Source organism: Baekduia soli (genome assembly GCF_007970665.1).
Lineage (GTDB): Bacteria > Actinomycetota > Thermoleophilia > Solirubrobacterales > Solirubrobacteraceae > Baekduia > Baekduia soli.
Genome location: NZ_CP042430.1, coordinates 254459 through 268825 on the forward strand (window position 1 = coordinate 254459; position 14367 = coordinate 268825).

Sequence of the window (14367 nt, forward strand, 5' to 3'; positions counted from 1 at the left end):
GTTCATCTGCCGTAGCGCTCGCGGCCCAGCACGAGCTGGGCCGGCAGCGCGACGCGCGGCGGCGGCGACGGGTCGGCGACGACCGACACGGTCTCGGCGACGCTGCGCGTCACCGCGCAGCGTTGGCCGTCCCCCATCTCGACGACGACCTCCTCGTCGCCGCTGGAGGACAGCGTGCCCTCGCGGCCCGGGTCCAGCCCGGCGGCCTTGAGGTAGTGCAGCAGGTCCTCGGCCTCGTTCTCGAAGCGGATGATCGTGACCTTGGCGCCCGGCGCGACGTCGGCCAGCGGCACGCTGGCGACGCGGCTGCCCACGTCGATCGGGTGGCCGTGCGGGCACGTCTTGGCGTCGCCGATCGCGGCGAGCATGCGCTCCTCCAGGACGGGCGACATCGCGTGCTCGAGGCGCTCGGCCTCCTCGTGGACCTCGTCCCACGGGATGCCCAGCACGTCGGTCAGGAAGCGCTCGATGAGGCGGTGGCGGCGGACGATCGCCTCGGCGTGCTCGCGCCCGGACTCCGTGAACGAGATGGCCTTGTCGGCGGCGCGCGTGATGTAGCCGTCGCGCTCGAGCCGGCCGACCATCTCGTGGACCGTGGGCGGCGACAGCTGCATGGCCCGGGCGATGTTCGCGCCGGTCATCGGCAGCCCCGCCTCGTAGAGCCAGAACAGGGTCTCGAGGTACTCCTGCTCGGCGACGGTGGCGTTGGCGGACGTCATCCGGGCCATCGTACCGTCCGCGACTCAGCCTCCAGGAGGGTGCTGACGCGGCGGCGTGGTGCCCAGCTCCCGGGCCATCGCCTGCATGCCCTCCTCCGCGAGCGCCATGAACTCGCGGGCGGCGGGCGACAGCCGGGCGCCGCGGCGGTTGATGAAGGCGAAGGTGTCGTGCAGCGGCTCGGCGAACGGCACCCAGCCCAGGCGCCTGGGGACCCGCCGGCCCAGCGAGAGCAGGACGCCGCGGGCGACGAGCGCGTCGCCCATCCCCCGCGAGGCGAGCTCGATCGCGGTCTCGACGTCCTCGACGTCGATGGCCGGCTCGATCTTGACGCCCTCGCGCTGGGCCAGCTCGTAGAGCTGGCGCCGGGTGGGGTCCTCCAGGCCGTAGCTGGCGTCGGTGAGGATGAGCGGGGCGGCGGCGAGGTCCTCGATCGTCACGGGGTGGCGCAGGCGCGCCGCGTCGGCGCTGAGGTAGACGATCTCGTCCTGCATGATCGGGCGCACCTCGAGCCCCGTGTCGTCGATCGGCAGCGCGATGAGGCCTGCCTCGAGGTCGCCCGCGCGCACGGCGGCCGCGACCTCTGAGGAGTTCTGACCGACGAGCCGGACGCGGACCTTGGGGTGGCGGCGACGGAAGGCCATGACGATCTGGGTGCCGGGGTACCAGCGCGCGGTCCCGAACGTCCCGAACGTCGCGATCCCGCCCTGCAGCTCGCGCTGGGCCACGACCGCCTCGCGCGCGTGCTCGACCGCCGACAACGCCGCCTCGGCGTGGGGGCGCAGCGCCTCGGCCGCGGCGGTCGGCTTGATGCCGCGCCCGACGCGGGCGAAGAGCGCGACGCCCAGCTCGGCCTCCAGGCGGCGGACCTGCTCCGACAGCGACGGCTGCGCGAGCAGCAGGCGCTCGGCCGCCGCCGTGAACGACCCCTCCTCCAGGGCGGCGAGGAAGTACTCGAGCTGCTGCAGCGTCATGTTCGTGACCTCAAGGGGAAACCTATGGGAGTCGGAGGCAACCAAGGCTAGAGCCTGGGGAACATACGGTCGATCATGAGGACATGATCAGTCTCCTCACCGTCTTCGGGGTCTTCGGCGCCAACGCCGTGCTCTCGTCCCGCTTCGGCGCCGACTCGCGTCGCCGCAACGACGATCGCCGCAACTGGTAAGCGGTCGCACCCGCGACCCGCCGGACCTCTCCCATCCCGACCTCCCCAACACCACCATGAAGCCGCACCGCCACGGGATCACGCTCTGCGTCCTGTCGGCGTGCGGCTTCGGCACCATGGCCATCTTCGCCAAGGAGGCCTACGCCGCCGGCGTCGGCGTCGTGACGCTGCTGGCCCTGCGCTTCCTCATGGCGGCCGCCCTGTTCTGGGCGATCGTCGCCGTGCGCGACGTCGCGATGCCTCCGCGGCGCGTGGTCCTCGCCGGCCTGGCGCTCGGCGCCGGCGGCTACGCCGCGCAGGCCGGGCTCTACTTCGGGGCGCTGACGCGCATCGACGCATCGCTGACCTCGCTGCTGCTGTACCTGTACCCGTCGATCGTCTTCGCCGGCGCGCTGCTGCTGCGCGCGCACACCGGCGAGCGCCCGACGCCGCGGCGCATCGGCGCGCTCGCGCTGGCCACCGCGGGCACGATGCTCGTGCTGCTCGGCGGCCACGTCGGCGGGGTCGACGGCCTCGGCGTCGCGATGGCCGTGGGAGCCGCATTCGTCTACGCGGGCTACATCCTGGTCGCCGACCGGCTCGTCGGCGGCACCGACCCGTTCGCGCTGGCCGCCCTGGTGACGACGGGCGCCTCGGCCTCCACGCTCGCCGTCGGCGCGTCCTCCGGCGGCCTGGACCTGGGCTTCGCCCCGGCGGGCTGGGGCTGGATCGCCGCGATCGCCGTCGGCTCCAGCGTCCTGGGCATCAGCGCGTTCTTCGTCGGCCTGCGGTCCGTCGGGCCGGCCACGGCGTCGATCGTCTCGACGATCGAGCCGGCGGTCACCGTCGGCCTCGCGACCCTCATCTACGGCGAGGTGCTCGGCCCGGCCCAGCTGGCCGGCGGCGTCCTCGTGCTCGGTGCGGTCGTGATCCTGCAGCTGCGGACGGGTACGGTGCCCGGCGATGACCCTGCCGCTCACGCCACCGTTGCTGCCCCAGCTCGCGCGCTCGCGCACGAGCCTGCCTGAGGGCGACGACTGGGCCTACGAGCCCAAGTTCGACGGCTTCCGGGCCATCGCGTTCGTCGACGGCGGCGACGTCGTCCTGCAGTCGCGCAACGGCAAGCCGCTCGGGCGCTACTTCCCCGAGGTGCTGGCATCCTTCCCCGCCGGGCGCTACGTCCTGGACGGCGAGGTGGTCGCCGCGTCGTTCGACACGCTGGGCCAGCGGATCCATCCCGCCAGGTCGCGCGTGGAGCGCCTGGCCGTCGAGACGCCCGCGCGGTTCATCGCGTTCGACCTGCTCGCCGAGGGCGACACGGTGCTGCTGGACCGGTCCTACGACGAGCGCCGCGCCGCGCTCGAGGCGCTGGCCCTGGAGGGCGTCGAGCTGACGCCGGTGGTGCGCGCGGCCGCCGACGCGCAGGGCTGGCTGCAGGACGAGGAGGGCGTGATAGCCAAGGAGACGGCGGCGCCCTACCGCCCGGGCGAGCGCGTGGGCATGGTCAAGATCAAGCGCGTGCGCACGATCGACGCGGTCGTGCTCGGCTGGCGTCCCGGCAAGGCCGAGCGGACGGTCGGCGCGCTCATCCTCGGCCTGCACGGCCCGGACGGCCGGCTGCGCGAGGTCGGCCACTCCTCGGGCTTCACGGCCAAGCAGAAGCGCGAGCTCGTCGATGAGCTGGCGCCCTACGAGACCGGGGAGCACGGCTCGGGCGGGCCGTCGCGGTGGTCGGCGGGGCGCGACCTGGAGTGGGTGGCGCTGCGGCCCGAGCTCGTCGTCGAGGTGACGTTCGACCACGTCTCCGACGGGCGCATCCGCCACGGCGCCAAGGTGCAGCGCTGGCGCACCGACAAGGCGCCCGCCGACTGCACGACCGATCAGCTCGAGTCCTAGGCGGGCGCGGGCGCCGGCTCGGGCGCCGGGGCGACCGCGAAGAACGGGACGGTCAGGTGCGCAAGCGGGCCGATGGCCAGCGCGAAGAGCAGCGTCCCGACGCCGACGGTGCCGCCCAGCAGCGTGCCCGCGAGGAGGACGGTGACCTCGATCGTCGTGCGCACGACGCGCATGGAGTGCCCGCGCTTGACGAAGGCCGTCATGAGCCCGTCGCGCGGCCCGGGCCCGAGGTCGGCGCCGAGGTAGAGCCCGACCGCGACGCCCGAGGCCAGGACGCCGCCGACCAGCAGCGCGATGCGGACGACGATCCCGTGGGCGGGGCCGAAGGCCGAGAGCATGATCTCCACGACGATGCTGATGACGACGACGTTGCTGATCGTGCCGATGCCGGGGCGCTCACGCAGCGGGATCCAGGCCAGCAGGACCAGCGCGCCGACGATGAACACCCAGGCGCCGACGGTCAACCCGAACGTGCGCGCCAGGCCCTGGTGCAGGACGTCCCACGGGCTGTTGCCCAGGCCGGCGAGCAGCTGAGCCGACGCGCCGAGGCCGAAGAGGACCAGGCCGGCGTGGAGCTGGGTCAGGCGGCGCAGGGCACGCGGGGGCGCCGCATCGGCCCGCATGATCGCGGATGGCCGGGGGCGGGTACGGGCGCGGCGGGCGCCGGGGCGCCTGGTGGCCTTGACGTGCCATATGCACGTCAACACGACCATGACCGTTGCAGCATCGTGCCGACGGTCGCCGCGACGGCCTCGGGCTCGCCCGTCACCTGGGCGTAGGTGAACCGCAGGACGGTGTAGCCCGCCAACGCCAGGAGCTGGTCGCGGCGGCGGTCCTGCGTGAACGCGGTGGGCATCGCATGGAACGCGAAGCCGTCGGTCTCGACGAGCAGGGTGCTGCCCCGCCACGAGAAGTCGACGCGCACGCCTTCGACGATCCTGTTGGCGACCGGTCGCGGGAGGCCGAAGTCGTCGCACAGCTGGACGAAGGCGACCTCCATCGGACTCCGCAGATCGCTCGTGCCGACACCCTCGAGCGCCAGGAGCAGCCGCACCAGCCGCGGCACTCCGGGATGGTGGGCAGACCGCGCGGCGGCGGCGTGCACGTCGCCGAGGTCGAAGATCCGCGCGCGGGCCGCGTGGCGCACGGCGAGCTCGAGCTCACGCGCGCGCACGCGCGCAGCGAGGTCGAGGAGCGTCCGCGGCACCGAGGTGACGGGAACCGAACGATGCACGGTGCGGTCGGCGTCCGGCAGGTCGGCGCGATGGCCCACGACGCCCGCACGCCGCCGCGGCCCGGAGCGCCGCGGAGCGATGACATGCACCGGAGCGGCCGGCGCGTCCCGGATCCCCCAGTGCGCCGCGGCCGTCCCGTGGCTCAGCACCGCCGCCGGTCCACAGGCCATGACGGCGGCCAGCCAGTGGCCCTCCCGGCGCAGCTGGCGATGTCCATCGCTGTAGACCCCGCGATGGAGCACGAGCAGGCGCCGGGTCCGTACGCGCATGTCGACGACGTGGCCTGGGACCCCGGCCTCCAGGAGCTGGCGGCGCGCGACGACCCCGTGCTGGGCTCCCGCCAACGCCGCGATGAGACGATCGTGGTCACCTTGACGTGCCATATGCACGTCAAGGTGACCGCCGCCCGGAACCCGCCCCCCTCCCGCCCCCTCTGGTACAAGCCCGGACGCCATGGCCTACGTGCAGCCCCCGGTCCTCGTGTGCCCCGACGCCTTCGCCGGGACGCTGCGGGCGGCCGAGGTCGCCGCGGCCGTCGCGCGCGGCCTGGAGCGGGCCGGCCTGGCCCCGCCGGACCGCTGCCCCGTGGCCGGCGGCGGCCCGGGCACCCTGGAGATCCTGCTCGCGGCGCTGGGCGGCGAGACCGCCGGCGCGCCGGCGACCGACGCGCTCGGCCGCCCCGTGCGCGCGGGCTTCGCGCTCGTCGAGGACGGCGGCACCGCGATCGTCGAGGTCGCCGAGACCGCGGGCCCGCGGCGCGTCGCCGCAGGCGACCACGACCCGGCGACGGCGACCAGCCGCGGCACCGGCGAGCTCATCGCCGCCGCCGCGGCGGCCGGCGCGCAGGTCGTCCTCGTCGCCGCCGGCGGCGGGTCGGCGGCCGACGGCGGCGCCGGCGCGATCGAGGCCATCGCCGAGGCCGGCGGCCTGCAGGGCACCGCGCTGGTCGTCCTGTGCGACGAGCGCCGGCCCTTCGAGCACGCCGCGCGCGCGGCCGGCGCCGATCGCGCGGCGACCACGCGCCTGCAGCGGCGTCTGGACCGCCGGGCCGCGCGCTGGCCCAAGGACCCGCGCGGCGTGCCGATGACGGGCGCCGGCGGCGGCCTGGCCGGCGGCCTCTGGGCCGCCCTCGGCGCGCGCCTGGAGCCCGGCACCGCGTTCGTCGTGCAGGCCCTCGACGTCGACCGCCGCATCCGCGCCGCGCGCGCCGTGGTCATCGGCGAGGGCCGGTTGGACCGCGCGACCCTGCTCGGCGGCCCCGCGGGGGAGATCGCCACCCGCGCCCGCCAGGCCGGCGTGCCCTGCCACGCCATCGTCGGCGCCGACGCCATCGAGCCGTTCGACGCCCGCATCCTCGACCTCCAGGTCATCCTCGAGGCCGGCACGCCCGCGGCGCTGCAGGACGCGGGCGAGCGCCTCGGGCGCATGCTCGAGGCGCGCGTCGCCTGACGGCCGCCGCGGTCAGCCCAGCCAGGCGGGCGTGCGGAACGTCCGCGCCGCCCCGGCGTCGCCGAGCAGCGCCTCGAGGTCGCCCGGCGCCATCGGGCGGGCGAAGTGGAAACCCTGGCCCATGCCGCACCCCAGCGCCCGCAGCGCCTCGGCCTGCGCGCCGACCTCGATGCCCTCCGCGATGCACGAGAGGTTCAGGCTGGCGGCCAGGTCGACGATCGCGCGGGCCAGCGCGCGGCCGTCGGGGTCGTCGGCGTCGACGAGCCCGTCGACGAACGGCTTGGCCATCTTGAGGATGTCGATGGGGAACCGCCGCAGGTAGCGCAGAGACGAGTAGCCCGTGCCGAAGTCGTCGACGGCGAGCCGGACGCCGAGGGCCTTGAGCGCCGACAGGCGCTCGATCGTCGCCTCCGTGTCCTGCATGAGGACCGTCTCGGTGATCTCGAGCACGAGCGCGTCGGCCGGCAGGCCGCTGTCGGCCAGGGCACCCGCGACGTCGGCGACGATGCCCGGGTCCTCGAGCTGGCGGCCCGAGAGGTTGACGGACATGATCCGCCGCTCCTCGGAGGGAAACGCGTCGATCCAGCGGACGGCCTGGGCGCACGCCGTACGCAGGACCTGGCGGCCGAGCGCCACGATGCTGCCGTTGTCCTCGGCCAGCGGGATGAAGTGCGGGGGCGGGACGAGCCCGCGCGTCGGGTGGTTCCAGCGGGCCAGCACCTCGAAGCCGGCGAGCGTCTCGCCGTCCAGCGCGATGACGGGCTGGTAGTGCACGGCGATCTCGTGTCGCTCGACCGCGCGCAGCAGGTCGGCCTCGAGCTCGAGGCGGTCGAGGACCTCGGCCTCCATGGAGGCCTCGAACAGCACGTGGCGCCCCTTGCCCTGGGCCTTGGCGCGGTACATCGCGACGTCGGCCTGGCGCAGGAGCTCGGGCGCGCTGTCACGGCCACAGGTGATGCCGACCGAGGCGCTGACGAAGACCTCGCGGCCGCCGACCACGAACGGCACACGCAGGGCGTCGACGATCCGCTCGGCGACGATCGCGGCCTCCTCGGTGCCGGAGAGGTCCTCGAGCAGCACGGAGAACTCGTCGCCGCTCAGGCGCGCGGCGGTGTCGGCGGTGCGCAGCGCCTCCTCGAGGCGCCGGGCGACCGCGACCAGCAGCTCGTCGCCGGCCGCATGGCCGAGCGAGTCGTTGACGGTCTTGAAGCGGTCCAGGTCGAGCGAGAGCACGCCGCAGGACGTGCCGCGGCGGCGGCCGTGGACGAGCGCGTGCTGGACGCGGTCGACGAACAGCGCGCGGTTGGGCAGCCCGGTGAGCCCGTCGTGCAGCGCCTGGTGGACCATCGTGTCGGCGCGGCGCGCGTCGCTCAGCGCGAGGCTGGCGTGCTCGGCGAAGGAGAGCAGCATGTCCTGCTCGGAGCGCGTGAACACGCGGCCGGGCCGGAACGAGGAGAGGATGAGGCCGCCGGTGACCCGGCCGTCCTCGTGGACGGGGGCGGCCATCGCGGCCTGCACTCCGAGCCCGACGAAGCGCGACACGCGGTCGGGCGAGCGGGCGTAGTCCTCGGCGACGACGAGGCGCCCCTCGGCGACCGCGCGGCCGGCGACGCCCTCGCCCAGGCGGCGGCGGCGGTGGCGCTCGATCTCGACGGGGTCGTAGCCCCGGGCGGCGGCGATGACCATCCAGCCGGGGTTCTCGGGATCCAGCAGCAGGAGCGCGGGCGCGTCGTCGCCGAGCAGCTCGCCGGCGGCGCCCACGATGGTCTCCAGCACGCCCGGCAGCGGCTCGCGGCGCGAGATGGCGCGCTGGATGCGGGCCATGGCCTCCAGCACGCGCTGGCGCTTGCGCAGGGTCTCCAGCAGCCGGACGTTCTCGGCGGCCTGCAGGTCGGCGCGGCTGCGCAGCGTGCGCTCGGCCTCGATCGCGCGCAGCAGGCGCAGCGTCAGCGCCAGGCCGCGGGCCATGCCGCGGACCAGGCTCTGCTCCTCGCGCACCAGCGGCGTCGCGGCGCGGGCGACGAGCAGGTGGGCGGCGTGCTCCTCGAGGGCGATGCACAGCACGGGGGCGGGCCCGGCGCCCGGGACCGGGACGGTCGTGGCGCGGCCCGCGACGGCGTCGAGCAGCAGGCGCTCGGGGATCTCGAAGCGCGGCCAGCCCATGGAGGCGACGACCTCGCCGCCGCTGACCACGGCGCCGCACTCGGCGTCGACGGCGATGCACGCGGACTCGATCGCCTCGCGCAGCGCGCCGGCCTCGTCGGTGGTCTGGGAGATGGCGCTGAGGAACTCGGCGAGCTGCTGGGCGGACCAGCTGCCGGCGGCGCCCGTCATGCGATCGCGAGCACGACGAAGGTCTGGTGGTGGAAGCCGAGCGCACCCCGGGTGCGGGCGATCTCCCCGTGCGTGTAGGCCCCGGCCACCGGGGCGCCCGCGGCGTGGCGCGCGACCCGCTCGGTCTCGCGGGCGGCGACGTCACCGCCGCCGCCCAGGAACGTCAGCCGTGCCGCGCAGTCGAACGCGACGAGCGCGCGGGCGGGCGCGCCGCCGAGGGCGGCGACGGCCTCGGCGCAGGCGGCGTCGGCGGCGTCGATGACGCCGTCGTGGGTGGCGCGCATGAGCCAGACCAGCGCGCCGGCGGGGATCGCGCAGCGCACGCTGCCGTCCGTGGCCTCGTCGAGGCGCACGATCCGCACGCGGGCTTCGCCGACGCGCGGCTGGATGCCGAGCGGGTGGGCCAGGACGTTGGCGTCGGAGACCTCGCCGTCCAGCAGCGCGGTGTAGACCTCGCGCGCCGGGCGCTCGTCGAGCTCGAGGACGCGACCGGGCGCGGCGCGGGTGACCAGCAGCGGCTCGCCGACCGGCTCCCAGCCGTGGCGGACGCCGATGCCCAGCGGGGCGTCGGAGCCGATCGCGACGCCGACGACCGCGTCGTTGAGCGCCGCGGGCCCGTAGAGCACGGCGTGGCTGTCGGGCCGCCCGACGGGGTGACCGGCGACGCCTCCGACGAGCGGGACGCCCGCCCCGGTGACCGAGTAGGCGCCGCGGACGATGTCGGGGTGGATCGCCGCGCCGCCGTCGGTGAGCAGCATGAGCACGCGGTGCTCGCGGTCGGCGACGTCGCCGAGGCACGCCGCGGCGCGGGCGCCGGCGTCGCGCGGCGCGGCTCCGCTGACGCCGGCGATGCTGAAGGTGAAGCCCTCCCCGCCCAGGGCGAGGACGAGCACGGATCCCGAGGCCGGCCCGGCCGCGTCGAACTCGGCGGCCGTCGTGCAGCCCACCAGCGGCACGGGGCCGGCGACCTCGGCCAGCGCGGCGCCGAGGACCGCGGGGTCGTAGGCGCCGCTGACGAACGCCAGCAGCAGGCCCGGCTCGCGGTGCGCGCGCAGCGCCGCGTGCACGGCCTCGTGCGCGGCGGTGGTGGGATCGGGGTGGGCAGAGCGTCCGACCTCTGCCCAACGGCAGAGACCGGCGCGCGCCAGCCCTGGCACGGCGCGCTCCATGCCCACGGTCATCGGCCGCCGGACCGGCCGGTTGAGGGTGGGGACGGCGCTGCGCACGTCCGACTAGGCTCGCGCTGGTGCCGCCTGATCGCCCGCGACCCTCCCTGTCGCTGCCGACGCCCGGCGCCCGGCGGGCGGTCGTCGTCGGCGCGGGGTCGTTCGGCACGGCGATCGCGGTCCTGCTCGCGCGCGGCGGGGTGCGCACGACGCTGCAGGCGCGCACGAACGAGCAGGCCGAGCGGCTGGCCGCCGACCGCGAGAACCACACCTACCTGCCGGGCGTCGCGCTGCCTCAGACGCTGCGCATCGAGGCCGTCGGCGCCGGCCTGGCCCGTGCGGACTACGTGCTGCTGGCCGTGCCGTCCCAGAGCCTGCCCGGCGTCATCGCGGGCCTCCCGGCGGCCCAGCTGCCGCGGCGCGCGGCGATCGTCTCGCTGGCCAAGGGCCTCGTGCCGCCCCAGGGCACGCCGCCGACGCTCCTGCTGGCCGCACGCTTCGGCACCGACCGCGTCGCCTGCGTGGGCGGTCCCGCGCACGCGCGCGAGATGGTCGACGCGGGCGCCGCGCTCGTCGCGGCGTCGACCGACGAGGCGCTCGCCCTGTCGCTGGCGTCGTTCTTCCAGCGGGCCGGCGTGGTCTGCGAGGCCAGCAACGACCCCGTGGGCGTCGAGCTGGCCGGTGCGGCCAAGAACGCCGCGGCGCTCGCCGCGGGCGCCACCGAGCGCCAGGGCCTCAACGCCGCCGGCGCCGCGGCCGGGCACATCTTCGCCGAGGTCTGGCGGTTCGCCGAGCTGCTCGGCGGCCGGCCCGAGTCGCTCATCGGCCTGGCCGGCACGGGCGACCTCGTCGCCACGGCGCTGGCGCCCCAGAGCCGCAACCGCCGGGCCGGCGAGCTGCTGGCCGACGGCGTGCCCGGCGCCGAGATCCCGGCACGCATCGGCCAGGCCGTCGAGGCGCTGGACGCCGTGCCGCTGCTGTCGTCGGCGCTGACGCGCGCGGGGATCGACGCGCCGGTGACCAGCGGCCTGGCGCGCCTCATCGGCGGCGAGCTCCCACTCGACGACTGGGTCGCGCTCGTGCGCACGACGATCCCGCCGCCGGCGCGCTGGCGGCGCCCGGACGGCTCGGGGGCCGGCCTGCACCGCCTGCGCGAGCGCCTCCGGGCGGCCGCGGCGCGCCGCGCGCGGCGGCGCCGCCTCCCCGGAGCCGAAGGGACGTGACCGACCGCGGAGCCCCGGACCGCGCGAGCTGCAGCTCCAGCGCTCCGACGAGGAGCTCGCCCACTTCGCCCACCGGACTGCTGCAGGCCCGCCCGGGCGCCGACCTGGGCCGGCGCGACGGTCACCCGCGACGACCTGCCGGTCGTGCAGGCGCGCCGCCGCGAGGCGACGTCCACTGGGAGCTGACGGTGCGCGACAACGGCATCGGGATCGAGCCCGGCTTCCGCGAGCGCGTGTTCGGCCTGTTCCTGCGGCTGCCCACGGCCGAGGAGTACCCTGGCACGGGCATGGGTCTGGCCATCGTCAAGAAGATCGTGGAGCCCAACGACGGCTGCGTCCGCGACGAGCCCGCGCCCGGCGAGGGCGCCGCGTTCGTCGACTCGCTGCCCGCCGGGGAGGGTGCGTGAGCGCCGTCGCCGGCCCGCGCCGGCTGCTCGTCGTCGAGGACTCCGAGTCCGACGTCGAACTGCTGCGCGAGGCGCTCTCGGACTCCGATCCGGGCGTCGCGCTCGACGTCGTGCGCCACGGCGAGGACGCGCTGGCCTTCCTGCGCCGCGAGCAGCCGTTCCCCGATGCGGCGCCGCCCGACCTCGTCCTCCTGGACCTCAACCTGCCGCGCATGGGCGGCTTCGAGGTGCTGCGCGCCCTGCGCGCCGACGTCGACCCGCGGCTGCGCCGCCTGCCCGTCATCGTCTTCACGACCTCCGGCGCGCGCAGCGACGTCGAGACGGCCTACGACCTGCACGCCTCGACGTTCGTGACCAAGCCGACGGCGTTCGAGCACTACCTCGACACCGTCCGGGCGTTCCGCGAGTTCTGGCTGCGGGTGGCGACGCTGCCCTCGACCGCCTGATCGCGGCGTGACGGTCGTCCCGACCGAGCCGTGGACGGCGCTGCTGGACGCCGGCCGCGACGACGCGCGCCTGGTGCGCCAGGCCTTCGAGGGCGCCCGCGAGGCCGAGCTCGTGCCGCTGCCGGCCGACCTGCACCCGGCGCTGGGCGAGGGGCTGCGCGGCGCCGGCATCGGCGCGCTGTTCACCCACCAGGCGCAGGCGCTGGACGCAGCCGCCGACGGCCCCGTGATCGTCACGACCGGCACCGCGTCGGGCAAGTCGCTGTGCTTCAACCTGCCGACGCTCGACGTGCTGTGCACCGACGCCAAGGCACGCGCGCTCTACCTCTACCCGACCAAGGCGCTGGCCCAGGACCAGGCGCGCGCGATCGCCGCGCTGCGCCTGGGCAAGCGCGTGCGCCCGGCGATCTACGACGGCGACACGCGCCGCGAGGACCGCACGGCCGTGCGGCGCCGCTCCAACCTCATCCTGACCAACCCGGACATGTTGCACGTCGGGGTGCTGCCCAACCACGCGCGCTGGGGCGACTTCTTCGCCAACCTCGCCGTGGTCGTGGTCGACGAGGCCCACGTCTACCGCGGGGTCTTCGGCTCCCACGTCGCCAACGTGCTGCGGCGGCTGCGGCGCATCGCCGCCGCCTACGGGACCGAGCCGCGGTTCCTGTTGGCCAGTGCGACGATCGCCAACCCGGTCGACCTGGCCGAGCGGCTCACGGGCCTGGACGGCTTCACCCACGTGCACCGCGATGGCTCGCCGTCGGCGGCGCGGCAGATCGCGATGTGGAACCCCCCCGTCGTCGACGAGGCGCTGCAGTCACGGCGCTCGGCGCTGGGCGAGGCGGCCGAGATGGTGGCCGAGCTCGTCCGCGGCGGCGGGCGGACGATCTGCTTCGTCAAGTCGCGCAAGGGCGTCGAGCTCGTCGCCAAGCTCGTCGCCGACGAGCTCGGCCGCACCGACGCGGCCCTGCGCGAGCGCGTCGCGCCCTACCGCGCGGGCTACACGCCGGCCCAGCGGCGCGAGCTCGAGGCGCGCCTGGTCTCCGGCGACCTGATGGCGGTCGTGACGACGGACGCGCTCGAGCTCGGGATCGACATCGGCGCCCTGGACGCCGCGGTCGTCGTCACGTTCCCCGGGACGGTCGCGTCGCTGCGCCAGATGTGGGGGCGCGCCGGGCGCCGGGGCCGCGGGCTGGCGGTCTACGTCGCCGGCGAGGACGCCCTGGACCAGTTCTTCTGCCGCCATCCCGACGAGTTCCTGGACCGCCCGGTCGAGGCGGCGATCATCAACCACGAGAACGAGCAAATCCACGACCCGCACCTGCTCTGCGCCGCGCACGAGGGCCCGATCGACCCCGCGACCGACGCCGAGTTCCTCGGGCCGCGGGTGCGCGCGCACTGCGAGCACCTCGCCGGGCTGGGCGAGCTCGTGGAGCGCGGCGGGCGCTTCGGCCTGCGCCGGCCCGAGGACTACCCGGCCGCGCGGGTCTCGCTGCGCTCCGGCTCGCCGGACTCGTTCACGATCATCGACGTCGACCACGGCGAGGTCCTGGGCACGGTGGAGGCCGCCCGCGCGTTCTCGACCGTCCACGACGGCGCGGTCTACCTGCACCTCGGGCGCACCTACGCGGTGGCCGAGCTCGACGTCGAGGGGCGCCGCGCGCTCGTGCAGCCGTTCTCCGAGGGCTGGTACACGCAGCCCAAGACGGAGACGATGACCCATGTCGAGCGCCTCCTGGACCGGCGCGAGACGCTCGGGGTCAGGCTGAGCCACGGGATCGTCAGCGTCAGCGAGACGGTCATGGCCTACCAGCGCCGGCGGCTGCCCGACCACGAGCCGATCGACCTGTGCGCGCTCGACCTGCCCGAGACGACGTTCACGACGCAGGCGCTGTGGTACGAGCTGCATCCCGACCTGCTGGCCGACGGCTTCCCGCTCGAGCTCCTGCTCGGGACGCTGCACGCCGCCGAGCACGCGCAGATCGCCGTGCTGCCGCTGCTGGCGATGTGCGACCGGTGGGACATCGGCGGCCTGTCGACGAACCTGCACCCGCAGACCGGCGGGCCGACCATCTTCATCTACGACGGCCACCCCGGCGGCGTCGGCATCGCCCGGCAGGGCTTTGCGAGCTTCGAGCAGCTCGTCGGCGACGCCCAGCGGCTGATCGGCGAGTGCCGCTGCCGGTCGGGCTGCCCGTCGTGCGTGCAGTCACCCAAGTGCGGCAACCTCAACGAGCCGCTGGCCAAGGCCGGGGCCGCGGAGATGCTCGCGCGCATGCTCGCGCGCGGGTGAAGGATCGCGCCCAGCGGGGCGCGCGTCGGCGCCGAAGCTCCACCGGGGCTGCGCGAAGCT

The 14367-nt window shown here is 75.6% G+C and carries 13 protein-coding genes; 7 read left to right on the forward strand and 6 right to left on the reverse strand.

Annotated features, from left to right (window positions below):
• Positions 1-2 precede the first annotated feature (2 nt).
• Positions 3-719, reverse strand: coding sequence for a metal-dependent transcriptional regulator (locus FSW04_RS01135; protein ID WP_146915384.1), 717 nt, complete (start codon positions 717-719; stop codon positions 3-5).
• Between the two features lie 24 nt (positions 720-743).
• A complete protein-coding gene (locus FSW04_RS01140; protein WP_146915386.1) occupies positions 744-1691 on the reverse strand; it encodes a LysR family transcriptional regulator in 948 nt (315 codons plus the stop codon).
• Positions 1692-1938: 247 nt separating this feature from the next.
• On the opposite strand from FSW04_RS01140, the gene FSW04_RS01145 reads away from it, so the two are divergent.
• Together FSW04_RS01145 and FSW04_RS01150 are read left to right on the forward strand one after the other, a co-directional pair.
• Complete coding sequence (locus FSW04_RS01145; RefSeq protein ID WP_146915388.1) at positions 1939-2889, forward strand: DMT family transporter; 951 nt, start codon at positions 1939-1941, stop codon at positions 2887-2889.
• Positions 2825-3757: an ATP-dependent DNA ligase gene (locus FSW04_RS01150; protein WP_146915390.1), complete on the forward strand. Its 933-nt coding sequence runs from the start codon at positions 2825-2827 to the stop codon at positions 3755-3757. Before FSW04_RS01145 ends, FSW04_RS01150 begins: the two co-directional genes overlap by 65 nt.
• On the opposite strand, the gene yczE is transcribed toward FSW04_RS01150, so the two are convergent.
• Together yczE and FSW04_RS01160 are read right to left on the reverse strand one after the other, a co-directional pair.
• Positions 3754-4380, reverse strand: a complete 627-nt coding sequence (gene yczE / locus FSW04_RS01155) for a membrane protein YczE (RefSeq protein ID WP_146915392.1) — start codon at positions 4378-4380, stop codon at positions 3754-3756. The two genes, FSW04_RS01150 and yczE, sit on opposite strands and share 4 nt — an antisense overlap.
• A gap of 77 nt (positions 4381-4457) precedes the next feature.
• On the reverse strand, positions 4458-5336 hold the full coding sequence (locus tag FSW04_RS01160) for a DUF559 domain-containing protein (protein WP_146915394.1): 879 nt from the start codon (positions 5334-5336) through the stop codon (positions 4458-4460).
• A gap of 109 nt (positions 5337-5445) precedes the next feature.
• Between FSW04_RS01160 and FSW04_RS01165 the strand changes: the two genes are divergently transcribed.
• A complete protein-coding gene (locus tag FSW04_RS01165; protein ID WP_146915396.1) occupies positions 5446-6441 on the forward strand; it encodes a glycerate kinase in 996 nt (331 codons plus the stop codon).
• Between the two features lie 12 nt (positions 6442-6453).
• Here FSW04_RS01165 and FSW04_RS01170 read toward each other — a convergent pair whose 3' ends face one another.
• Both FSW04_RS01170 and FSW04_RS01175 read right to left on the reverse strand, forming a co-directional pair.
• A complete protein-coding gene (locus FSW04_RS01170; RefSeq protein ID WP_146915398.1) occupies positions 6454-8775 on the reverse strand; it encodes a putative bifunctional diguanylate cyclase/phosphodiesterase in 2322 nt (773 codons plus the stop codon).
• Positions 8772-10001 carry an FIST signal transduction protein gene (locus tag FSW04_RS01175; RefSeq protein ID WP_146915400.1) on the reverse strand — a complete coding sequence of 410 codons (1230 nt, stop codon included), beginning with the start codon at positions 9999-10001 and terminating at the stop codon, positions 8772-8774. Before FSW04_RS01175 ends, FSW04_RS01170 begins: the two co-directional genes overlap by 4 nt.
• A gap of 20 nt (positions 10002-10021) precedes the next feature.
• Here FSW04_RS01175 and FSW04_RS01180 point away from each other — a divergent pair, with 20 nt between their 5' ends.
• The 4 genes from FSW04_RS01180 to FSW04_RS01195 all read left to right on the forward strand — a co-directional run bounded on the left by FSW04_RS01180 (position 10022) and on the right by FSW04_RS01195 (position 14307).
• Positions 10022-11164 carry an NAD(P)H-dependent glycerol-3-phosphate dehydrogenase gene (locus tag FSW04_RS01180; protein ID WP_228430775.1) on the forward strand — a complete coding sequence of 381 codons (1143 nt, stop codon included), beginning with the start codon at positions 10022-10024 and terminating at the stop codon, positions 11162-11164.
• A 188-nt stretch (positions 11165-11352) separates the two neighbouring features.
• Entirely contained in the window at positions 11353-11571 is a 219-nt protein-coding gene (locus FSW04_RS28085; RefSeq protein WP_187369135.1) for an ATP-binding protein, read from the forward strand.
• On the forward strand, positions 11568-12017 hold the full coding sequence (locus FSW04_RS01190; RefSeq protein WP_146915405.1) for a response regulator: 450 nt from the start codon (positions 11568-11570) through the stop codon (positions 12015-12017). The genes FSW04_RS28085 and FSW04_RS01190 overlap by 4 nt, the downstream gene beginning before the upstream one ends.
• A 7-nt stretch (positions 12018-12024) precedes the next feature.
• Positions 12025-14307 carry a DEAD/DEAH box helicase gene (locus tag FSW04_RS01195; protein WP_146915407.1) on the forward strand — a complete coding sequence of 761 codons (2283 nt, stop codon included), beginning with the start codon at positions 12025-12027 and terminating at the stop codon, positions 14305-14307.
• Positions 14308-14367: the final 60 nt, after the last annotated feature.

Coding starts and splice junctions, on each gene's coding strand:
- FSW04_RS01135 (WP_146915384.1), bottom strand. CDS start 719: ATGACGTCCGCCAACGCCACCGTCGCCGAGCAGGAGTACCTCGAGACC.
- FSW04_RS01140 (WP_146915386.1), bottom strand. CDS start 1,691: ATGACGCTGCAGCAGCTCGAGTACTTCCTCGCCGCCCTGGAGGAGGGG.
- FSW04_RS01145 (WP_146915388.1), top strand. CDS start 1,939: ATGAAGCCGCACCGCCACGGGATCACGCTCTGCGTCCTGTCGGCGTGC.
- FSW04_RS01150 (WP_146915390.1), top strand. CDS start 2,825: ATGACCCTGCCGCTCACGCCACCGTTGCTGCCCCAGCTCGCGCGCTCG.
- yczE (WP_146915392.1), bottom strand. CDS start 4,380: ATGCGGGCCGATGCGGCGCCCCCGCGTGCCCTGCGCCGCCTGACCCAG.
- FSW04_RS01165 (WP_146915396.1), top strand. CDS start 5,446: ATGGCCTACGTGCAGCCCCCGGTCCTCGTGTGCCCCGACGCCTTCGCC.
- FSW04_RS01170 (WP_146915398.1), bottom strand. CDS start 8,775: ATGACGGGCGCCGCCGGCAGCTGGTCCGCCCAGCAGCTCGCCGAGTTC.